19 protein-coding genes and 1 pseudogene are annotated in these 21,499 nt (G+C 42.4%); all 20 read left to right on the top strand.

The genetic code is table 11. From position 1 onward, the window contains the following. The first annotated feature begins 24 nt into the window (after positions 1–24). The 20 genes and pseudogenes from JRC49_07840 to JRC49_07745 all read left to right on the top strand — a co-directional run bounded on the left by JRC49_07840 (position 25) and on the right by JRC49_07745 (position 21,495). Entirely contained in the window at positions 25–1,524 is a 1,500-nt protein-coding gene (locus tag JRC49_07840) for an oligosaccharide flippase family protein (protein QTE72692.1), read from the top strand. 57 nt (positions 1,525–1,581) lie between these two features. Beyond that, entirely contained in the window at positions 1,582–2,508 is a 927-nt protein-coding gene (locus JRC49_07835; GenBank protein QTE72691.1) for a LicD family protein, read from the top strand. A 22-nt stretch (positions 2,509–2,530) separates the two neighbouring features. Further along, positions 2,531–3,823, top strand: a complete 1,293-nt coding sequence (gene aepX, locus JRC49_07830; protein ID QTE72690.1) for a phosphoenolpyruvate mutase — start codon at positions 2,531–2,533, stop codon at positions 3,821–3,823. Positions 3,824–3,835: 12 nt separating this feature from the next. Further along, positions 3,836–4,696 carry a LicD family protein gene (locus JRC49_07825; protein QTE72689.1) on the top strand — a complete coding sequence of 287 codons (861 nt, stop codon included), beginning with the start codon at positions 3,836–3,838 and terminating at the stop codon, positions 4,694–4,696. Further along, complete coding sequence (locus tag JRC49_07820; protein ID QTE72688.1) at positions 4,697–5,428, top strand: metallophosphoesterase family protein; 732 nt, start codon at positions 4,697–4,699, stop codon at positions 5,426–5,428. Positions 5,429–5,439: 11 nt separating this feature from the next. After that, a complete protein-coding gene (locus JRC49_07815) occupies positions 5,440–6,312 on the top strand; it encodes a LicD family protein (protein ID QTE72840.1) in 873 nt (290 codons plus the stop codon). 50 nt (positions 6,313–6,362) lie between these two features. Continuing rightward, positions 6,363–7,364 carry an NAD(P)-dependent oxidoreductase gene (locus JRC49_07810; GenBank protein ID QTE72687.1) on the top strand — a complete coding sequence of 334 codons (1,002 nt, stop codon included), beginning with the start codon at positions 6,363–6,365 and terminating at the stop codon, positions 7,362–7,364. A 2-nt stretch (positions 7,365–7,366) separates the two neighbouring features. Further along, positions 7,367–8,128 (top strand): hypothetical protein, encoded by a 762-nt coding sequence (locus tag JRC49_07805; GenBank protein ID QTE72686.1) that lies wholly within the window; start codon positions 7,367–7,369, stop codon positions 8,126–8,128. Beyond that, positions 8,128–9,309, top strand: a complete 1,182-nt coding sequence (locus tag JRC49_07800; GenBank protein ID QTE72685.1) for a saccharopine dehydrogenase NADP-binding domain-containing protein — start codon at positions 8,128–8,130, stop codon at positions 9,307–9,309. Before JRC49_07805 ends, JRC49_07800 begins: the two co-directional genes overlap by 1 nt. Before the next feature lie 50 nt (positions 9,310–9,359). Continuing rightward, complete coding sequence (gene aepY, locus JRC49_07795) at positions 9,360–10,481, top strand: phosphonopyruvate decarboxylase (protein QTE72684.1); 1,122 nt, start codon at positions 9,360–9,362, stop codon at positions 10,479–10,481. A gap of 44 nt (positions 10,482–10,525) precedes the next feature. Continuing rightward, positions 10,526–11,635 (top strand): annotated as a pseudogene (locus tag JRC49_07790) (adenylyltransferase/cytidyltransferase family protein). A gap of 99 nt (positions 11,636–11,734) precedes the next feature. After that, positions 11,735–12,766 carry a phosphonoacetaldehyde reductase gene (locus JRC49_07785; protein ID QTE72839.1) on the top strand — a complete coding sequence of 344 codons (1,032 nt, stop codon included), beginning with the start codon at positions 11,735–11,737 and terminating at the stop codon, positions 12,764–12,766. A 57-nt stretch (positions 12,767–12,823) separates the two neighbouring features. Beyond that, on the top strand, positions 12,824–13,717 hold the full coding sequence (locus JRC49_07780) for a phosphocholine cytidylyltransferase family protein (protein ID QTE72683.1): 894 nt from the start codon (positions 12,824–12,826) through the stop codon (positions 13,715–13,717). A 90-nt stretch (positions 13,718–13,807) separates the two neighbouring features. Continuing rightward, on the top strand, positions 13,808–14,842 hold the full coding sequence (locus JRC49_07775; GenBank protein QTE72682.1) for an extracellular solute-binding protein: 1,035 nt from the start codon (positions 13,808–13,810) through the stop codon (positions 14,840–14,842). 86 nt (positions 14,843–14,928) lie between these two features. Next, positions 14,929–15,723: an ABC transporter ATP-binding protein gene (locus JRC49_07770; protein QTE72681.1), complete on the top strand. Its 795-nt coding sequence runs from the start codon at positions 14,929–14,931 to the stop codon at positions 15,721–15,723. After that, positions 15,716–17,293, top strand: coding sequence for an ABC transporter permease subunit (locus JRC49_07765; GenBank protein ID QTE72680.1), 1,578 nt, complete (start codon positions 15,716–15,718; stop codon positions 17,291–17,293). Before JRC49_07770 ends, JRC49_07765 begins: the two co-directional genes overlap by 8 nt. A gap of 40 nt (positions 17,294–17,333) precedes the next feature. Continuing rightward, positions 17,334–18,443, top strand: coding sequence for a UDP-galactopyranose mutase (gene glf / locus JRC49_07760; protein ID QTE72679.1), 1,110 nt, complete (start codon positions 17,334–17,336; stop codon positions 18,441–18,443). Between the two features lie 32 nt (positions 18,444–18,475). Then, positions 18,476–18,835 carry a desulfoferrodoxin gene (locus JRC49_07755; protein ID QTE72678.1) on the top strand — a complete coding sequence of 120 codons (360 nt, stop codon included), beginning with the start codon at positions 18,476–18,478 and terminating at the stop codon, positions 18,833–18,835. A 258-nt stretch (positions 18,836–19,093) separates the two neighbouring features. Next, a complete protein-coding gene (locus JRC49_07750; GenBank protein QTE72677.1) occupies positions 19,094–20,782 on the top strand; it encodes a hypothetical protein in 1,689 nt (562 codons plus the stop codon). Between the two features lie 17 nt (positions 20,783–20,799). Then, a complete protein-coding gene (locus tag JRC49_07745) occupies positions 20,800–21,495 on the top strand; it encodes a glycosyltransferase family 2 protein (GenBank protein ID QTE72676.1) in 696 nt (231 codons plus the stop codon). The last annotated feature ends 4 nt before the right edge of the window (positions 21,496–21,499 follow it).

Here is a 21,499-nt window from a genome sequence, read left to right as displayed (position 1 = left end):
GAATAATATAACGGTTAAATAATTGTGAATAAAACGAACAGAATGTACTATGAAAAAACGGAAAGAAGAACAGAAATGCCACAGAAATCTGGACTAAAGAAAAATTTGTTTTTAAGCACATTTTATCAAGTGCTAAAGATGGTTCTGCCATTGATAACAGCTCCTTATGCGGCTCGTGTTCTTGGAGTGGATGGAACCGGAATATATAGTTATACACACGCTTATGTAACGTACTTTATGCTGTTTGGAGCATTGGGCATGGTGTCATATGGCGGAAGAGAAATTGCCAGGCATCGAAATAATAAAGATGAGCGGAGTCAGATATTCTGGGAAATTGCCATATTGACATTTATCACAACGACAATTTCTCTTTTGGCGTGGGGAATATGGATTCTGTTTAACAGAGAATACAGGATATACTACATTATTCTTACATTTTATCTTGTGGGGACCATGTTTGATATTTCATGGCTCTATGGTGGAATGGAAGAGTTTAAGTATACGGTCACGCAGAATAGTCTTTTCAAAATTCTCGGTACAATATCAATCTTTGTTTTTGTTAAAAAAGCGGAAGATCTCTGGATCTATATACTGATCATGTCTTTAACCGCATGTCTGGCAAATATATCAATGTGGATATATTTGCCAAAGTTTGTGAATAAGGTGCCTCTAAAGGGAATACGGCTGAAAAAGCATCTAAAGGAAACTTTTATATATTTCATACCTACAATTGCCATATCGGTTTACACCATTCTCGATAAAACACTCATAGGATTGATTACACAAGACACAAGCGAAAACGGAAACTATGAGCAAGCGACAAAGATTGTTAATATGGCTAAATCGGTATGCTTTGCAGGTGTAAACGCAGTATTGCATTCCAGAATCTCTTATCTTTTTACAGAGAAAAAATATGAAGAGATTAAACAAAGAATAGCTGCGTCCATGGATTATATTCTTTTTATTGGAATAGGCATTTGTTTTGGAATTATCGGTGTAGCTCAGAGATTTGTACCGCTCTACTTTGGTCCTGGCTATGAAGCAACCATACTATTGCTCCAATTAATGTCCCCATTAATCATAATCGTTGGGATTAGCAATTGCTTGGGAGATCAATACTATAATCCGGCGGGATTAAGGGCGCAAAGTGCAAAATATATTATTACCGGGTCTGTTATAAACTTAATACTAAATCTTATTTTTATACCAAGATTAAAAAGTACAGGAGCCGTAATAGCAACACTTATAGCTGAAACGGTTATCTCTGTTTTATATTTTAGCAATTGCAGTGGATATTATCGTCTAAATGTATTTATAAGACAGATATCACGAAAACTGTTTGCTGGTATAGTAATGATGATTGTAGTATTATTATTGGGAAGTGCGATTGATAATGCTTTTGTATCTGTAATAGTTCAAATACTTACAGGAGGTATTGTTTACTGCGTAAGTCTTCTTTTAATGAAAGATTCGTTCATGACTGATGTAGTTATATTGAATCTGAAAAAACTGATCAAAAAGTAACAGTGTTATTCGCACTTGAATTATAGATGCTAAAGGCAGGAGGAACAGGAGTAGAATATGAGCCAATTACCAATAAAAATACACCTTCCGGACGGTTTCCTTGACGAAGAAATAAGAAATGGATACACAATCAGTCATGAAATGAAAGAAATATGGGCTGTTGAATTGGATTTGCTGGTGGAATTTGATAGAGTCTGTAAAGAAAACGGATTAAAATACTTTGCCAGTTGCGGAACAAAACTGGGAGCGGTAAGACATCATGGCTTTATACCGTGGGATGATGATGTCGACGTAATGATGCTGCGTGATGAATACGATAAACTATGTAAGATTGCGCCACAGTTATTTGCCTATCCTTATTTTTTCCAGACGGAAGAGACGGACAAAGGCAGTGCGCGGGGACACGCACAGCTTCGCAACAGTAAAACTACAGCCATATTAAAAAGTGAAGCCAGCATGGGCTTTAAATATAATCAAGGAATATTCCTGGATATTTTCCCGCTGGACAATATTCCTGACGACAAAAAACTGTTCGAGGAACAAAGAGAAAAAGGCAATAAAATACATCGAAAACTACTCATGCATTTAAATAAATATCATCCGGAAAATCCTACGTTACGGGACAGGCTGATAGTTTTACGGAATCAAGCTCTGTATTATATTAATAGAAATGGATACCAGAAATACTATTATGAGTTTGAAAACATATGTAAGCAATATAATGACTCAGAAACAGAATATGTAGCGATGTTAACTTTGGGTTTTAATGACCGCGCATACAGGTTAAGAAAGGATTTTGAGGAATCCATTGATATGGATTTTGAGTTCATAAAAATACCGGTACCTAAAAACTATGAAGATGCTTTAACCAGGGTTTATGGTGATTGGAGAAAGATTGTTGTTGGTGAAAATGACCACGGTGAAGTTATTTTTTCTGCAACTGAACCATATACAGAGTATTTTAAGGGAAAGCATTCCCGATAAAGATAATCAGGAGGTATAAGAAATGGTTTACACATGTTTCTGCACAGACATTATTCACGAAGGACACCTGAACATCATAAACGAATGCAAAAAACTTGGGGGAAAGCTTGTAGTCGGAGTCTTATGCGATTCAGAAATGGTGCGATACAACAGATTTCCAACAATATCTCAGCAAGAGAGAGTTGAACTTGTAAAATCGATTGCCGGTGTTGACGAAGTTGTTGTGCAAAACCATATTTTTTACGATGAAATCTTCGAAAACTTACATCCTGATTATATTGTTCATGGCAATAACTGGTCATCTGATTCTATGCAGACAATCAAAAAGAATATAGAAAGTCTCATAGAGAAGCACGGTGGTAAACTTGTTGAGGTTCCTTATACAAGAAATCCTGACATCCAGAAGATTGACAGACAAATGCATGAGAAACTCTCTATGCCTGAATTCCGGAGGGGAAGGCTCAAGAAGCTTATTAATATAGTCCCTATTGTGAAAACTTGTGAGGTTCATAGCGGGCTGACTGGTCTGCTGGTTGAGAAAACAGTGGTCAGTAATGGGGAAGCAATAGATCAGTTTGATGCTATGTGGGTCAGCTCTCTTTGTGACAGCACAGAAAAAGGAAAGCCCGACATAGAACTCGTTGATATGACCAGCCGTTTTCGTACAATTGAAGATGTAATGGAAGTAACAACAAAGCCGATCATTTTCGATGGTGATACTGGGGGCCTGACGGAGCATTTTGTTTATACTGTTCGCAGTCTGGAGCGGATGGGCGTCAGCGCTGTAATTATCGAAGATAAAACAGGATTGAAAAAGAACAGCCTGTTTGGAACAGAGGTTGAACAAACTCAAGCCAGTATTGAAGAATTCAGTGCTAAAATTGCGGCCGGGAAAAATGCACAGTTATCTGATGACTTTATGATTATTGCGAGGATCGAGAGCCTGATTCTCGAAAAGGGTATGGAAGATGCATTGGCGAGAGCCAGGGCATTTGTTAAAGCCGGAGCAGATGGTATTATGATTCACAGCCGCCGTAAAGAACCCGATGAGATTCTGGAATTCTGCGACAGGTTCCGCGCAGAAAATAAGAAAACACCCATTGTAGTAGTTCCAAGTTCATTTAATGTAATTACAGAAGAAGAATTGGCAAAGCATGGAGTGAATATTTGTATTTATGCCAATCAACTTCTCAGGGCTGCCTTCCCGGCTATGGAGAATGCGGCCAGAAGTATCCTTACTCATCATAGGGCTAAAGAAATCGACAGTGAATTAATGCCGATCAAGCAGATTATTACATTAATCGATGAACTGTAATGAGGAATTGCTATGAAAAAAGGCACAGGGGTTATAACCGGTGAAGATTTCCGCAGAATGCAGCTGCTGGAATTGGATATGTTGGTTGAGATGGACAGAATCTGTCGGAAACATAATATCCGATATACTATAACAAGCGGAACACTTCTGGGTGCTGTCAGACATAAGGGATATATACCCTGGGATGACGATGCAGATGTAGCAATGCTACGAGAAGAGTATGAAAAGTTCAGGAGAGTATCCCATGAATTGAACCCTGAAATATGTTTTTTTCAGGATCATGATACTGAAAAAGAATACATATGGGGATACGGAAAACTTCGAAGGACAGGAACGACATATATCCGGCCCGGCCAGGAAAAACAGAAGTTCAGAACTGGGGTTTATGTGGATATTATGCCCTGTGATGATATCCCCAAGTCGGTTCCCGGTCAGATGATTATGGATTTTTATTGCTTTTGTCTCAGAAAGATTCTCTGGTCCAACATCGGGAAAGATGATACGAAAAATCCAATCCTTGAGAGGATAATGTATAAAATGCTGTCAAGGATTAATCCGGAATTCGTGTTTAAACGTATTGGTAAAATGGCTGCGAGAAGTTCAAATAAAAGTCCAAATCTTGTTCGGGTACTGATGTTGCCATCAGGTGGAAAAGAACGGAAGTTATATTCCGGGAAAAATAGTGTGTCTACCCGATATGGCAGTCCCAAAGAATGGTACCTGGATGTGATAGAAATGGACTTTGAAGGGCATAAACTGTATGGAACGAAAGACTATGATCAATACCTGATATCACGTTATGGAGATTACATGGCTCTTCCTCCGGAGGAGAAACGGATTGGAAAAGCCCCTGCATCAATCTGGGAGTTTTAAATGAGCAGAATAGCAATCCTGTCAGATATACACGGCAATCTTTTCGCACTGGAGAGGGTCGTACAAGATATGGACTCACGCTGTGTTGATCAGGTGATTCTTTTGGGGGATCTGATTGACTATGGCATGCAGTCAAATGAAGTGGTTGCCTATATTTTGAACCATTTTCACTATCCTCTTATATGCAACATCTGGGGAAATCATGAAAAAGCCATTTTGACTTCAGATTTCAATGGTTTTTCCAGCCAACGCGGGGTGGACTGTGCTAAACATACTGCCTCTTTGCTTACCCCGGAAACGACTGATTATTTGAACCGGGAACTGATTCATGATGGTTTCTGTGAATTCATTCTGGACAATAAAAAAGCTCTGGCGATTCATGGATCGCTTGATAATCCCTACTGGAAAGCGATTATGCCCGGTAATCTGCGCGGGGATTACAGGGCATATGACATTGTGCTGTCCGGCCATTCTCATTATCCCCATGTATTAACAGAGTTCTATGACAACGAGGACCCGGTACACAGGAACAAGCATGCGGTTATATTTATCAATCCGGGGTCGGTAGGACAGCCGAGAAATCACAATCCCGCTGCACAATATGCCATTCTGGATACCGATACTTTTTCTGTCAGTCTTATAGCAGTAAAATATGATGTTGTATCAGCAATGGCACTGTATGATGATAGTGTTGATTCGTTTTACAGGACAAGACTTGAAACTGGAGTATAAGTATGGAAGGCATGTTGACTGATTTTAGCAGAATCTATGTGGATAAGGAAAATGATGCGCCTTTATCCCAGGAGGAATTTAGAAGGCTGCAGCTGGTTGAATTATGTATCCTGAAAGAATTTGATCGGGTATGCCGGGAAAACAAAATAAATTATACCATCAGTTGCGGCACACTTCTGGGAGCTGTCAGACATAAGGGTTTCATTCCGTGGGATGATGATGCAGATATTTCAATGCTGCGGGAAGACTATGAGAAGTTCCGTAAAGTAGCGAATCAAATGGATCCGGATATTTGTTTTTTTCAGGATCATGATACGGATCCGGGATATCTTTGGGGTTATGGGAAAATCCGTAAAACAGGGACATGTCATATCCGTTCAGGGCAGGAACATATTAATTGCAAAAACGGAGTATATATTGATATATTTCCGCTGGATGGAATTCCGCGAAGCACGGTTGGACAGATTATGCAGGATATCCATTGTTTTTTTGTTCGTAAAATGCTGTGGGCCCGGGTCGGCAGGGAAACTGCTAAAGGATTGCTGAAAATATGGTATAAATGTGTTTCTCATATTCCCGTAGAAAAAATCTATCAGCATTTAAACAAAATGATCAAAAAGTATAACGAGAAAAACCCGGAAAGGGTAAGACTGCTTATGTATCCGTCATTTGGAAAGCTTTATGTAAAAAACACACTGAAAACCCGTTTTGGAATGCCAAGAAAATGGTATACAGATCTCATTGATTATCCTTTTGAAGATACTGTGCTTCGAGGAATGAGAGATTATGATGCTGCCATGAAATACATGTATGATGACTATATGACACCACCGCCGGAGGAAAAACGTATTCCCAAAGTATCATTTTCAAAAATCCGTTTTTAATATGTTAAATAAATAAGCGCCTGAAAGGGCATCGGAAGGAGAACAGAAAAATGAAACTGTATGTAATTAGTGGTGTAACAGGGATGACAGGTAATGAACTTGTGCGTCAGATTCTGGTGGATGGATCCAAGGATAAGGTGATCGGTTTTGATAATTTCTATGCATCCTCAATTGAGACGGTCAGTGACCATATTGATGACGAGCGGTTTATATTTTTTGAATATGATCTGAACAATAAACAGCAGATGGCGGAGATTGAAAAGATTGTAAAAGCACAGAAGAGCCAATATGATGAAGTAATTTATATCAATTGTGCTGCTGTTGTTCATACTGAACATTTCTATCATGTTTATGAAACCTTTGAGACCAACGTTGAAGGAATGAACGCATTTCTTCAGCAGGCCATCCGAGTCGGAGCACATAAATTTATCAACTGTTCGACTTCGGAGGTTTATTCCATGAATTCCTGGAATGAAGACGGCGGTGTGAAAGAAAACGATTATCTTACCATGGCAGTTGCAGAACATAGCCAGAGGACCAGTTATGCTACAGGTAAACTGTTGACAGAGTTTTTCATCAAAGATGCGGTGGATACCGGAAAGATTCTGGGCTGCTCTATCCGCTTTGCAAATGTTTATAGCCGGAATGAAAGATTTCCCAAACATATTATTCCTTTCATTATTAACAGCTTTAAAAATGAAGGGAAAGTAGTTCTGCTTGAAAACAGCAGAAAGAACCGCAGGACTTTTCTAAATAATTATGATAGCTGTAGTGCCGTCCTTGCTCTGGCAGGAACGAACAGTGCATTGGACGGGACAGTTTATAATGTGGCTACGGATGAGGAGATTTCCATTATTGATCTGGCACGGCTGTGTGCAAAGAAGATGGGAATAGAAAATCCGAAGATTGAATTCAGCGGTTATCGGGAATCTGATCCGGAAAGAAGGTTGCTGTCTACCAGGAAGATTCGTGAGAGAACGGGCTGGAAACCTCAGGTTGATCTGGAGAAGGGTCTGAATGAATGCATTGAAAACTATCTGGCGGAGAACTGATTATGAGAGCAGCAATTATTACTGTGGCCGGAATATCCAGCAGATTCAATGAAGGAATTCCCGAAGAGCAGAAAATACTTAAGGCAATCTATAATGAACATAATCCACAAGACACACTTCTGGTTCACTTGATTGAAAAATGTGCTTTTGCTGATCGGATCATTATTGTTGGAGGATACATGTTTGATCAGCTGCAAAGCTTTGTATCTGTGAATCTGCAGAAAAGCTTTCCGCAGCTTGTTCTCGTCCGGAATGATCACTATGCGGATCTTGCTTCCGGTTATAGCCTTTATCTTGGAATTAACAAAGCGTTGGATCTTGGTGCAGATGAGCTGCTTTTTGTAGAAGGTGATCTGGATATCGATGACGAGTCCTTTAAAAAGATTGTGGATGCAGAACATACAGTATTAACGTACACAACTGAACCGATTTATGCTAACAAGGCAGTTGTTTTGTATAAAAATGAGGAGGATCGTTTTCAGTATGCATTCAACAGTGTCCATGGGTTGCTGCGTATTGATAATGCCTTTTCCTGTATTTTAAACTCTGGCCAAGCCTGGAAATTTGATAATATGGAAGCGCTTAAAAAAGCCAATGAATTGTTTTTCCATTTAAAAAAAGATGGCACCAATCTATGGATTATTCAGCAATACATAGACAGCGTGCCTTCGGATACTATCAGCTTGGTTAAGCTGGAAAGATGGACTAACTGTAATACCAGAGAAGATTACAATAAAATCTTGGAAGGCTGGAGGGTAAAATAATGAAGGCATTGCAGACAAGACTGGCAATGGTTGAGAGAAACATCAAAAACCAGGCTATAACCGTGATGATTATTGGACTGGGAAGCGTTGGTACATATTTGCTGGATTATCTTGTGGGAAGCAATGATGAAGCTATCAGAGTAGTTGTTGTTGGACGGAACCGTGACAAAATGGAGCAGAACGTGAATATAGTTCGGGTTGCTGCTCTGATTCGTGGTCGGAACAAAACAAGAGTTGATATTCAGGATGGTGTGGATCTTGAGGATATTGCTTCTATTCAGGCAGCCATAGAAAAGCAAAAGCCGGATTTTATTGTGAATTCAAGCCGAGCTTATCCGGGATTGAAATACGGAAGTATCAGCTGGACCAATGTACGTGCTTACGGAATCTGGACGCCTCTTTCTATCCGCTTTACGAAAAATGTTATGGAAGCCTGCAATAAAGCAGACTCTGATGCTGTTGTAATCAATACATCATATTCTGATGCTGTTATTCCATGGTTGAAAAGCGCGGGTAAAGCATATCCGGACTTTGGTTCCGGGAATCTGAATCATCTGATCCCTCGTATTAAATTTGCCGCAGCCCAAATGCTTGATGTGAAGGACTTCTGGAATATAGATGTTGCTTTTGCTGCAGGTCATTTCCATGATGTATGTATCAGCAAAGAAGGACAGACGGAGGGAGTGGAGCTGCCGCTGAAGATTTATTATCACGGAGAAGAAAAGACATTGGATCAGCAGCAGATCTACAGCCGCTGTAAAATTCCGATGCCTGTAGATGCACAGCGGAACATGATGAACGCCTCGAGTAATTACCGGATTATTGATGCAATCATATCAGCCATCCGTACCGGAAAAGAAGAGAGAATTTTTTCTCCTGGTGTCTTTGGTGAAATCGGTGGTTATCCTGTATTGATTGGTTGCCGGGATGGAAAGACAGATGCCTGGATAGATGAATCTGTCTTCACATTTGAGGAAATGAACAGAGCAAACAGAGCATCCATGTTTTTGGATGGCGTGGAAGATGTCAGGGATGGAACACTTTTTTACACAGACCAATTGATTGCTAAAGCCAACAAGGCTTTCGGAGTGGAACTTCCCAAAAAAGTTGCGTTTGAGGAAATTGAGGATGTTGCCAGCTTTATTATTGATAGGATTATAAAACCACAGCTGGGGAAATAATATCTGAATGAATTCAAAACAATAGAAAGTCTGGGAGTTGGAAGAATAATATGAACGTTGAGAAATTGGTAAAAATTATTGGCTCTGATTTCTATACCGGTGTTCCGGACAGTCAGCTCAAAGCACTGTGCAATTATCTGATGGCAGCCTATGGTATAGATCCGAAGCATCATATCATTGCCGCAAATGAGGGCAACTGTACTGCTCTGGCGGCCGGATATCATCTGGCGACCGGAAAAGTTCCGGTTGTCTATATGCAGAATTCCGGTGAGGGTAATATCATCAATCCGGTGGCTAGTTTGCTGAATGACAAGGTATACGCCATTCCGGTGGTTTTCATTGTGGGATGGCGCGGCGAACCGGGAATTCATGATGAACCGCAGCATATTTATCAGGGCGAAGTAACGATCAAGCTCCTGGAGGATATGGATATTGCTACCTTCATCATTGGGAAGGATACCACGGATGAAGAAGTGGAGGAGGCAATGGAAAGCTTCAGGGCCGTTCTGGCAACCGGCAAGGATGTTGCTTTTGTAATTCGGAAGGGTGCTCTGACGAATGCACCTAAAGTGGAATACAAAAACAACAATACCATGGTGCGAGAGAAGATTATCCAGCATATTGTTAAGGCGAGCGGAGAAGATCCGATTGTCAGCACTACGGGCAAAGCCAGCCGGGAATTGTTTGAAACGAGAGTAGCGAACGGACAGAGCCATAAATATGATTTCCTGACGGTTGGTTCCATGGGCCATAGTTCCTCTATTGCATTGGGAGTAGCTATCAACAAGCCGGAACAAAAGATCTGGTGTGTGGACGGTGACGGCGCTGTACTGATGCATATGGGTGCTATGGCAGTCATGGGGGTAAACAAACCGAAGAATCTTGTGCATGTGGTCATCAATAATGGTGCCCATGAAACTGTCGGAGGAATGCCCACAGTGGCAGGCAGTGTTGACCTGGTGGGTATTGCGAAGGCTTGCGGTTATCCGTATGCTGTAAGGGTGGATAGTTTTGAAAAGCTTGATAAAGAACTGCAAGCAGCAAAAGAACGCAATGAACTAAGCATGATTGAAGTAGCCTGCTCTATCGGGGCAAGAGAGGATCTGGGAAGGCCGACAACAACAGCACGGGAAAATAAGCAGAACTTTATGACTTATTTATCCACTTTGTAAATCATAATAAGTAGAGTAAAAGAAAATATAAGCGAGGTTTGGCAATGAAAGCGTTGATTCTGAATTCAGGCATGGGAACACGAATGGGTGTTCTTGCTTCAGAACATCCGAAATGTATGACCGAAATCTCTCCTCAGGAAACTTTACTCAGCAGACAGCTCAATCAATTATATGAGGCGGGAATACGTGAAGTAGTTATGACAACCGGCCGGTTTGAGCAGGTTCTGGTAAACTATTGTGAGTCTTTGGATTTGCCGATTAATATTATCTATTGCAATAATCCCCGTTTCGCAGATACCAATTATATCTATTCGATCTATCTGGCAAGGGAATATCTGGATGATGATATTCTGCTTATGCATGGAGATCTGGTAGTTGACAGCGAGATTCTGGAAAATATTCTGGCCAATAAAGGAAGCTGTATGGCCGTTAGTTCAACAGTTGCGCTTCCGGAAAAGGATTTCAAGGCTGTTATAAAAAACGGTAAAATAACGAAAGTTGGTATTGAGTTTTATAATGACGCTGAGGCTGCTCAGCCTTTATACAAACTGGACAGAAAGGATTGGCAGATTTGGCTGGATAAGATAATTGAATACTGTGAATCAGGAAATACATCCTGTTATGCTGAAAATGCCTTCAATGAGGTGTCTGAGAACTGCTGCATTTATCCTTATGATTGCAAGGACATGCTCTGCGGTGAGGTGGATACAGCGGAAGATCTGGCAGTGATGAAAAATCGTCTGCAGGAAATTAAAAACCGCAGCGTATATATGTGTTTCGCCACCGATATTATTCATGCGGGTCATATGCGCCTGATCAAAAAGGCTCGTAAATTGGGAAAGCTAACGGTAGGTATTCTTTCAGATGAGGCTATATCCCAATACAGGCGGGCTTCTGTTCTTTCAGCAGAGGATCGTAAAGAAATGATGAGCAATATTGTCGGTGTCAGTCGGGTTGTGGATCAGGACACACTTTCATATAAGAAGAATCTTCTTAAGCTAAAACCAGACATTGTTGTGCACGGGGACGACTGGAAAACGGGATATCAGAAAGAAATCCGTGAGGAAGTAATTGCCATTCTGTCTACCTATGGCGGAAAACTTGTTGAGTATCCTTATACACATGATGAAAAATATGAGTTCATCGATCGTAAAATTGAAAATAGTCTTTATGCAAACCATCGTGTTTTGGAAGCATCGCCGAATTATGCAGAACTGGACGGATATATCCGCGGTAAAGAATTACATAAAATTATGCTGGTTCATGGTGCTTCTCTGAATCGTTTTCCTCTGAAAGAATACTTTTATCAACTACCTCACAGGCTTAACACACAAATCGTCTACTTCAGCGATTTCAAACCCAATCCCGCTTACGAATCTGTGGTTAACGGTGTTCGGCTTTTTAAGGAATCCGGCTGTGACGGCATTATTGCTATTGGCGGCGGAAGCGCAATGGATGTTGCCAAATGCATTAAACTGTTTGCTAACATGAAGGATGACGAGGATTTTCTGGACCAGAAAATTGTGCCCAATGAGATTCCGCTGATTGCCATTCCTACAACAGCTGGAACGGGTTCAGAGGCGACGAGATTTGCGGTTGTTTACCGGAAAGGAGAAAAGCTTTCCATTACGGATTCAAGTTGTATTCCTGCTTTGACTTTATTTGATGTATCTTTGCTTGATTCCCTGCCATTGTATCAGAGAAAGGCTACCATGATGGATGCTCTCTGTCATGCGATTGAAAGCAGCTGGTCTATAAACAGTACAGAAGAAAGCAGTAAATATGCTCACTCCGCGATTGAACTTGTGATTAAGTATAAAGATGCTTATCTAAACAATGAAAAGCAAGGCAATCGCGGGATGATGGAGGCAGCTTATCTGGCGGGTAAAGCCATCAATATTTCCCAAACTACCAGTGCTCATGCCATGAGTTATAAACTTACCAGTCTTTTCGGATTAGCGCACGGACATGCTGTGGCTATTTGCCTTAGGAAGATTTTCCCTTATATGCTGAAGCATCTGGATAAAACAGTTGATCCACGAGGAAAAGGTTATCTCAGGGATGTTTTTCAGCAGATATCGGAATGCCTTGGATGTCGGAATCCCGAAGAAGGCGCTTTGTATTTGGAAAACATGATAAACGCGTTGGAGTTTGATATTCCAGAGCCTACTGAGGAACAGTACCGGATTCTGGCACATTCGGTAAATGTAATCAGACTGAAAAACAATCCTGTGGAGTTGTCTGTTGAAGATATTGATGAACTATATCATCAGATTCTTCGTTGACATAGCAAGTATAAACCAGAAAAAAAGAAGATAGATTAATGGGAAGCAGGAGATAAGATGGCTTTATCCAGAATACAGTTTGATATATTAGAAACCATGGCGAGAGAACGTAAACCATTCTCGTCTGCAGAGATGATAAGCACATCACATTCAGAAAAAGAGATTGCAGACGCTTTACGGGAATTAGATGAAAAAGGTTACGTGAGCAATGGCGCTATCACAAACAGTGGTATTTCAGCTTTGGAACCGTACAAGGTAAAGCGGGCAATTTTTCTGGCAGCTGGCTTTGGCACCAGAATGATTCCCATAACTTTTAATACACCGAAACCGTTGGTCAGAGTTCACGGAATTCGTATCATAGATCGTCTGATTGATGCTTGTCTTGCTGCGGATATTCAGGATATATATATTGTCAGAGGTTATCTTGGAGAGACTTTTGATCAGCTGCTTTATAAGTATCCTATGATTAAGTTTATTGAGAATCCTATGTATAATGAGGCAAACAACATCAGTTCCGCTCTTGTAGCCAGATATCTCATTCCCAATGCTTATGTGTTGGAGGCGGATATGTTACTTTCGAATCCGGCGGTCATTAAAAAGTATCATTACACCTCTAATTATCTTGGGATCAAAAAGCCTTTTTCAGACGATTGGGTTGTTCGTGCAAAGAATGGTATTATTTACGAAGAAACTGTAAGCGCTGAAGGCGATGATGTTTATCAGATGGTGGGTTTTTCTTATTGGGATGAGAAAGACGGATACAGGCTGATACAGGATATTCAGGATGTTTTTCAATCTCCCGGAGGCAAGGATCGATATTGGGAACAGGTGCCATTAGTATTCAGAAAGGATCATTATCAGGTCGAAGTTCGAGAATGTAAAGAGGAAGATATTGTTGAGATTGATACCTTTAATGAACTGAAAACAATCGACAAGACATATGATGTATGATTTCCGGTATTGTCAGAAAGAATTGAATATGTTTTCTGTGCGGTAAGGATGGAAAGCATATGCAATATAAAACATTCGGAGGGAAAAACTATGAAAAAAGTTGTCACTATCTTGCTTGCACTTCTGACAGCACTCCTATTGATGTCCTGTTCTATGGCTGAAACAGCGGTTTCCGGTATAAAGTTTGAGCCCCCTGTCCAAGCAGACAATCTGGACACAAGCAGCAACAAAGTCGTCATTTATTCCGGCGCGGAGGAATACCGGAATGAATATTTCATGAAACGACTTACTGAAACATTTCCTGATTATGAAATCGTAATTGAGTATATGCCCACCGGCAACCTGGCAGCAAAGTTGGCTGCGGAAGGCACCGATACGGATATGGATATTTTCTACGATCTGGATTTCAGCTATGCCGGATTGGTTAAACAGTATCTTGCAGATGTTTCTGCCTATGATCAGTCCGTCTATGTGGACGATTGTAAAGTTGAGGATGCTCACTATCTGGCAGCAACCCGCAACGGAGGTGCTGTAATTGTCAATCCGAATGTGTTGGCAGAAAAGGGAATTGAAGAACCGACTTCATATGAGGATCTTCTGAAACCGGAGTTTAAAGGTCTTATTTCCATGCCTAGTCCCAAATCTTCCGGAACCGGATACATGTTTGTTAAAAACCTTGTCAATGCCTGGGGTGAAGAAAAAGCCTTTGAATATTTCGACAATCTCAATGAGAATATTCTTCAGTATACCTCTTCTGGTTCCGGCCCGGTGAATGCCCTTGTCCAGGGAGAAGCAGCCGTAGGACTCGGAATGACAGCTCAGGCTGTAACCGCCATTAATGACGGGGCTAATTTGAAGATACTGTTCTTCGAAGAAGGTTCACCTTATTCCTTATATGGATATGCCATTCCTGAAGGAAAACAGAACCGGAAAGCAGTTGTGGATGTGTTTGATTTCTTCTATTCCACGTTGGTGCTTGAAGATAAGGAGCTGTATTATCCTGAACAAGTCTTTGTAAATCAAGTGAATAATATAGCGAATTATCCGAAAAATATACCTTATGGTGATATGAATAACAATACCACGGAAGAAAAGAGCCGCTTGCTGGACAATTGGGAATACTAATCAGAAAATCAATAGACTAACAGGGAGGAAGGAGTATTCCTTCCTCCCTGAAAGCTTTAGAAAATCAAACAGATGGGAGCAGGAATATGGATAAACTTGAAATCAGGAATCTGTCAAAGACTTTTGATGGAACTGGTGTCCTGCATAATGTCAGCTTTACTGTGAAAGATGGAGAGTTTTTGTCTATTCTTGGTCCATCTGGCTGTGGCAAGACCACAATTCTGAGAATACTTATTGGATTGGAATCAGCAGATCAGGGCATTATCCTGAAAGATGGTATCGATATAACCAATACTCCCTCAGCTTACCGAAAAATGGGCATCGTGTTTCAGAATTATGCATTATTCGAAAACATGACTGTGCTGGGAAATGTAGAATATGCCCTCCGAAAAAGTCCGTCAACAAAAGCTGAATATAACAATAAAGAGAAAGCAACTGCAAAAGCAAAAGAAATGCTTGAACTTGTAGGTTTAGCAGAACATCTTGAAAAGAAACCAAGACAGCTTTCGGGCGGGCAACAGCAAAGAGTGGCTATTGCACGGACACTCGCTTTAAACCCGGATGTAATTCTTTTTGATGAACCGATGTCTGCACTGGATGTAGATACCAGATTAGCCCTTCGCGGAGAGCTGAAAGATCTGCAGAAGAAATTTGGCAACACAATGATTTATATTACCCATGACCAGGAAGAGGCGTTTGCAATGTCTGACCGCATTATGGTCATGGATGCCGGTTATATTCATCAATTGGATACACCTCATAACATTATTGATTATCCGGCAGATGAATATGTCAAAAAGTTTGTAATTAAGAATATAAATACCAAGATTGATTCTTTGATTCAGTTTGCACGGAAAGATGGAGGAGGACAAAATGCATAAAAAATGGACTCCTTCTACAGCTTTAAAAATACTTCTTTGTATTTTTTGGCTTTTTGCTATTATATTGCCATTGATCAGGATGCTTTCCAATATGGTATCTGTTGATGTATGGGCTGTAATGACAACACGCAAGTTCGCTAAAGCATTGCGACAGTCTTTGATCGCATCCTCAATATCAACACTGATTTCTATTACACTTGCCGGACTGCTGGCATTCTGTGTTGCAAGGACTAATGTTCGACATAAAACATTTCTTAATACATTAATAACTGTACCAATGCTTATCCCATCTATTTCTCATGGTATGGGATTAATTATCATTCTGGGGGCAAATGGGTGGCTTTCCAGATTATTAGGGATACAGGGCGGTATTTACGGATTTTGGGGTATAGTATTAGGATCGGTGATGTATTCATTTCCTGTTGCATACCTTATGCTGTATGATATTTTGCGATATGAAGATGGTACACCATATGAGGCGGCAATTGTTATGGGCCTTTCTCAGGTTGATAAATTCAAGGCCATCACATGGCCTTATTTAAGGAAACCGCTCATTTCTGTTGTTTTTGCAACATTTACGATGATCATAACCGACTATGGCGTACCGCTGATGGTTGGTGGTAAATATATGACACTTCCTGTAATGATGTATCAGGATGTAATTGGCATGCTGGATTTCGGCAAGGGAAGTGTGATTGGCATGATCCTCCTCATACCGGCTTTGATTGCTTGCATCCTTGATATGATGAACAGAGATAAAGGAAACAGCTCATATGTCGGGAAACCGTATGGAATCAAATTAAGTCAGATCAGGGATAATATTGCACGGGCAATTTGTTCTGTGGTTATTGTTCTTATGTTCCTTCCGATTGGTTCTTTTATTGTGTTGAGTTTTGTTGAAAAGTATCCTATCAGTATGGTTTTTTCGATGGACAATGTGTGCCAGGCCATTCATATGGGCGCTTTGAGTTACCTGAGAAATTCATTGATCATTGCTTTGGTTGTTTCTGTTCTGGGAACAGTGCTGGCTGTTTTCAATGCATATATGACAGCAAGAAAGAAGACACGCCTTTCCTATATCTTACATCTGATATCTATAACATCTCTTGCCATTCCAGGTATCGTTCTTGGCCTTTCCTATGTAATGTTTTTTAAAGGAAGCTTTATATATGGTACTATGGCTATGCTTTTCCTTGTTAATTCCATGCACTTTTTTTCATCCCCTTATCTGATGGCTTATAATACTTTTGGAAAGATTAATGAGAATCTAGAGGATATTGGTTCTACTTTAGGAATCAGCACATGGAGTATTATAAAGGATGTATTATTACCGCAGGCGCGAGGTACCATTCTGGAAATGATGAGTTATTTCTTTGTAAACTGTATGATGACCATATCGGCGGTTTCTTTTCTGTCTACTGTTGCCAATAAACCGCTTGCGTTGATGATTACACAGTTTGAGGGCCAAATGCAGCTGGAATGTGCGGCATTTGTCTCATTGGTTATTCTTGCAGTAAATGTGATCATGAAATATGTTGTGTACAGAGTGAAAAAGGTTGTTGTGGATTAAACAATACGTGATATTTCAGGCTTATGAATGGAGGCTTTTTATGTTCGATTTTCTGATTGTCGGTGCTGGCCTTTATGGAGCTACAGTTGCCCGTGAATTAACTGATGCGGGGAATTCCGTCCTGGTGATTGATAAACGCCCGCAGATTGCCGGGAATGTTTATACCGAGAAAATCGAAGGGATCAACGTGCATGTTTACGGTGCACATATCTTCCATACAAATAATAAAACTGTATGGGATTATGTGAACCGGTTTGCTGTGTTCAACCGCTTTACCAACAGCCCGGTGGCCAACTATAAAGGAGAACTGTTTTCCCTGCCCTTTAACATGTACACCTTCAATAAAATGTGGGGTGTGGTGACACCGGAAGAAGCAGAGGCCAAGATCGCGGAACAGCGGAAAGAAATTACTGGTGAACCGAAGAATCTGGAGGAGCAGGCAATCTCTCTGGTAGGCAGGGATATTTATGAGAAGTTGATCAAGGGATATACTGAAAAGCAGTGGGGTCGTGACTGCAAGGATCTTCCCGCTTTTATCATTAAGCGGCTGCCGGTCCGGCTGACCTTCGACAACAATTACTTCAATGCGCTTTATCAGGGTATTCCAGTCGGCGGATATACGAAGATGGTTGAACATATGCTGGAGGGTATTGAAGTCCGGCTGGGTGTGGACTATCTGGAACAGAAGGAAGAACTGGACAAACTGGCAGAGAAGGTAATCTATACCGGCCCGATTGATGCGTATTTTGACTATAAACTCGGGCCGCTGGAGTACCGTTCTGTCCGCTTCGAGACTGAAGTTCTGGACAAACCGAATTTCCAGGGTAATGTGGCAATAAACTATACAGACCGGGAGACACCCTGGACGCGGATTATTGAGCATAAGTGGTTTGAGTTTGGAAAAGACGAGAATGGAAACGATCTGCCGAAGACGGTTATCAGCAGAGAATACAGTTCCGAGTGGAAGCTGGGAGATGAACCCTACTATCCGGTAAATGACGAGAAGAACGGCAATCTGTACCAGGAATACAAGAAGCTGGCAGGACAGGAAAAGAACGTAGTTTTCGGCGGACGTCTCGGTGAATACAAGTATTATGATATGGATCAGGTGATTGCGGCTGCGCTGGAAAAAGTTAAGGCGCTGCTGTGAAAACAGAACCATAAGCAACCTATAAGACATAAATGAATCGAAGGAGGCGGGAAACCATGAAGTTTTACAAACTTGACGATCAGATCGTGATCAGTGACAAAGCGTTGTCTGTCGGAACAGAATTGACAGCCAATACAACCGACGGAGCGCATGAGAAACATGTTCCGGTGATTGAGCAGGACGGAGATACTGTGACGGTTAAGGTTGGGTCTGTGGAGCATCCGTCCCTGCCTGCTCATTATATTGAATGGATCCTTCTGGAAACGGAGCAGGGATTCCAGATCCATTACCTGAAACCGGGGATGAAACCGGAAGCGGTGTTCAAAGTTAATGAAGCGGTTGTGGCAGCCTATGAATACTGCAATCTGCATGGACTGTGGATGGCAAAGTAATCAGCATTTTACGGCGGATTATTCATGATTCAGAATTGGCTTGCACGATGATGGACAGGTTTACATTGTTTACTTGCATGCCTGCATTTCATGTGAGATAATCAAATAATGGAAGAATAGAACGGGGTTTCCCGTTCTTTTTACGGAGCAGCCCGAACTGCAGTGAAACAGCATGGGCGCGGGATGAAGTCTGAGGCGGATAAGGATAATCCCGGTCGGAATGACGAAGGGATCCCGGCCTGGCGAGAGAGGAACGGTATGAAGAAGAAAAACGGCGTTTTATACGCGGTGTCAGCGATTGTTTTGCTGTGCGTATGCGAGTGGTTCTTTTTCCGGAAGATGTACGGCAGCGTCCTGCTCTTCGGGGATACAGGCGACGGCCGGCTGACGATGCTGATCACGGAGCACTGGTATCATGTTTTCCAGGGACGGGCTTCCGTGACGGATCTGGGGATTTTTTATCCTGCGCCCAATACGCTGGGATATTCTGACCTCCTGCTTGGCTTTGGACTGATTCATTCTGTTTTCCGGCTGTTCGGCCTGGACATGTATCTGGCATATAAGTACACAATCCTGTTTGTCCATGCGGTGGGAACCTTCAGCTGCTGGTACCTGCTGAAGCGCGTCCTGGGTGTGAAACCCGTATGGGCTTTCTTTGGGACGCTGGCATTCTCTTTTTCAGACAGCTATATTACGAGCCTTAACCATGCACAGCTGGCGGCCATCAGCCTGATACCGCTTTTTGCGATATTTGTGATTCGGTTCTTCCAGTTCCTGCCGGAGAGGAAAAAGCGGAATCTGTACGCCATAGCGGCAATCGTTGTGATTGAACTGGTGCTGTACACGGCCTGGTATATTGCGTTCTTCTCCGCACTGTTTGCGGGAATCTGCCTGGTGGTCTGGCTGCTGCTGGGGATGGGCAGGAAAGGATACCTGAAACAGCAGCTTGCGCTTTTCTTCCGGACGGTACGGTATGATCTGCTGATCTATGCCGCGATCGGGATTGCGCTGGTCATTCCTTTTATTCTGCTGGAACTGCCGATCAGCAGGATGTCGGGCGGACGGGATTACTATGAATTCGCCAATGATATGATCGCCACCCTGCCGGGGATTATCCATGTGTCTGCGGATAACTGGCTGCTGGGGCAGTGGCTTCAGTCCTTTGACAGCCTGAAGGGTGCCAATCACGAGATTATCCGGGGATTCTCCGTTGTGCTGCTGGGACTGTTTGCGGCCGGACTTGTCCGGACCGTGATCCGGATGCGCAGGAAAGAGGAACTGGAATCCGATGGCGGCCGGAAGAACAAGACTGTATGGTTTTTATACGGCGTGGTTGCCGTGTCAGTGCTGATCAATGTGCTGCTCTCCATCCGGTGGAACGACCAGGGACTGTCCGGATGGTACCTGGTTTACAAACTGATACCCGGCGGAAAGTCAATCCGGGCGGTCGGACGGATTTTCCTGTTCCTGAATCTGCCGATGGCGGTGATCACGGCCTGCATCTGGAGCAGGGAAACGGGGAAAGAGACAAAGAACCTGTGGCTGAGGAACGGATGTGCGGTCCTGGCGGTTGTGCTGCTGTTTGTGACCAACCTGAATACGACGGGCGTTTATGCCTGGTGGGACAGAGATAGTGCTATGGAACGGGTGGCGAAAATCTCCCCTCCGCCGAAGGACTGTGAAACATTCTATCTCATCAATACCAATACGGAGCCGGCGTTTTTGCCCTTTGCGCATACGGACGCCTACGAGCTTGCGGATGCGTATCAGATTAATACCATCAACGGATACTCAGGGCTTACGCCTCCGGGCTGGGACGAAATCTGGCCGATTGACTGGGAAGGCTATTTCTTCGCGGTGGACGGCTGGATTATTGGGAACGGTCTTGAGCATGTATATGCTTATGATGTGGGAGAAGACACGTGGATTCAGCACGTGACAGAATAAATGGAAGAGGTGGAACCATGGATAAGGAAAACTTTGTGCTTTCGGTTGTGATTCCCTGTTACAATGAAAAAAACAGTATACATACGATTGTGGAGAAAGTGCTGGCTGCGCCGATCAAAAACAAGGAAATCATCGTTGTGGATGACAAGAGCACGGACGGAACCAGCGCGATCCTGGACAGCGAGATTGCTCCGCTCGTCAGCAAGGTGATTCATCATGAAGTGAACCAGGGCAAAGGCGGCGCGCTTCGGACCGGTTTTAAACATGCTACCGGTGATGTGGTCATCATCCAGGATGCTGACCTGGAATATGATCCCAATGAATACCCGCTGACCGTGATGCCGATCGTGAATGATGAATGCGACGTATGCTACGGCTCCCGTTTCCTGCGCCAGGCGGCCAAGGGATACAAGGCAAATCAGATTGCCAACAAATTCCTGACCGGCCTGTCCAACATCTTCACGCATCTTCATCTGACGGACATGGAAACCTGCTACAAAACGTTCCGGCGGGAGATTATCCAGGCTGTGGATATCAAGGAAAACCGGTTTGGTTTTGAACCGGAGATTACGGCCAAAGTGGCCAAAATGAAGGTACGGGTTAAGGAAGTACCCATTTCCTATTATCCCAGGACCAATGAGGAAGGCAAAAAGATCGGTTTCAAGGACGGCCTTCGCGCGATTTACTGTATCTGGAAATACCGGAAAGGGTAATGCC

The sequence above is a fragment of the Clostridiales bacterium FE2011 genome (assembly GCA_017569305.1).
In the GTDB taxonomy this organism is placed as follows: Bacteria; Bacillota; Clostridia; order Christensenellales; family Aristaeellaceae; genus Aristaeella.
Note: the sequence above shows the minus strand (reverse complement) of the source record. Positions and strands in the feature narration are given on the sequence as shown.

What these genes read in the sequence shown, in the direction of transcription:
- JRC49_07835 (QTE72691.1), top strand. Translation starts at nt 1,582, where the DNA reads ATGAGCCAATTACCAATAAAAATACACCTTCCGGACGGTTTCCTTGAC.
- aepX (QTE72690.1), top strand. Translation starts at nt 2,531, where the DNA reads ATGGTTTACACATGTTTCTGCACAGACATTATTCACGAAGGACACCTG.
- JRC49_07825 (QTE72689.1), top strand. Translation starts at nt 3,836, where the DNA reads ATGAAAAAAGGCACAGGGGTTATAACCGGTGAAGATTTCCGCAGAATG.
- JRC49_07820 (QTE72688.1), top strand. Translation starts at nt 4,697, where the DNA reads ATGAGCAGAATAGCAATCCTGTCAGATATACACGGCAATCTTTTCGCA.
- JRC49_07815 (QTE72840.1), top strand. Translation starts at nt 5,440, where the DNA reads ATGTTGACTGATTTTAGCAGAATCTATGTGGATAAGGAAAATGATGCG.
- JRC49_07810 (QTE72687.1), top strand. Translation starts at nt 6,363, where the DNA reads ATGAAACTGTATGTAATTAGTGGTGTAACAGGGATGACAGGTAATGAA.
- JRC49_07805 (QTE72686.1), top strand. Translation starts at nt 7,367, where the DNA reads ATGAGAGCAGCAATTATTACTGTGGCCGGAATATCCAGCAGATTCAAT.
- JRC49_07800 (QTE72685.1), top strand. Translation starts at nt 8,128, where the DNA reads ATGAAGGCATTGCAGACAAGACTGGCAATGGTTGAGAGAAACATCAAA.
- aepY (QTE72684.1), top strand. Translation starts at nt 9,360, where the DNA reads ATGAACGTTGAGAAATTGGTAAAAATTATTGGCTCTGATTTCTATACC.
- JRC49_07785 (QTE72839.1), top strand. Translation starts at nt 11,735, where the DNA reads ATGCTGGTTCATGGTGCTTCTCTGAATCGTTTTCCTCTGAAAGAATAC.
- JRC49_07780 (QTE72683.1), top strand. Translation starts at nt 12,824, where the DNA reads ATGGCTTTATCCAGAATACAGTTTGATATATTAGAAACCATGGCGAGA.
- JRC49_07775 (QTE72682.1), top strand. Translation starts at nt 13,808, where the DNA reads ATGAAAAAAGTTGTCACTATCTTGCTTGCACTTCTGACAGCACTCCTA.
- JRC49_07770 (QTE72681.1), top strand. Translation starts at nt 14,929, where the DNA reads ATGGATAAACTTGAAATCAGGAATCTGTCAAAGACTTTTGATGGAACT.
- JRC49_07765 (QTE72680.1), top strand. Translation starts at nt 15,716, where the DNA reads ATGCATAAAAAATGGACTCCTTCTACAGCTTTAAAAATACTTCTTTGT.
- glf (QTE72679.1), top strand. Translation starts at nt 17,334, where the DNA reads ATGTTCGATTTTCTGATTGTCGGTGCTGGCCTTTATGGAGCTACAGTT.
- JRC49_07755 (QTE72678.1), top strand. Translation starts at nt 18,476, where the DNA reads ATGAATCGAAGGAGGCGGGAAACCATGAAGTTTTACAAACTTGACGAT.
- JRC49_07750 (QTE72677.1), top strand. Translation starts at nt 19,094, where the DNA reads ATGAAGAAGAAAAACGGCGTTTTATACGCGGTGTCAGCGATTGTTTTG.
- JRC49_07745 (QTE72676.1), top strand. Translation starts at nt 20,800, where the DNA reads ATGGATAAGGAAAACTTTGTGCTTTCGGTTGTGATTCCCTGTTACAAT.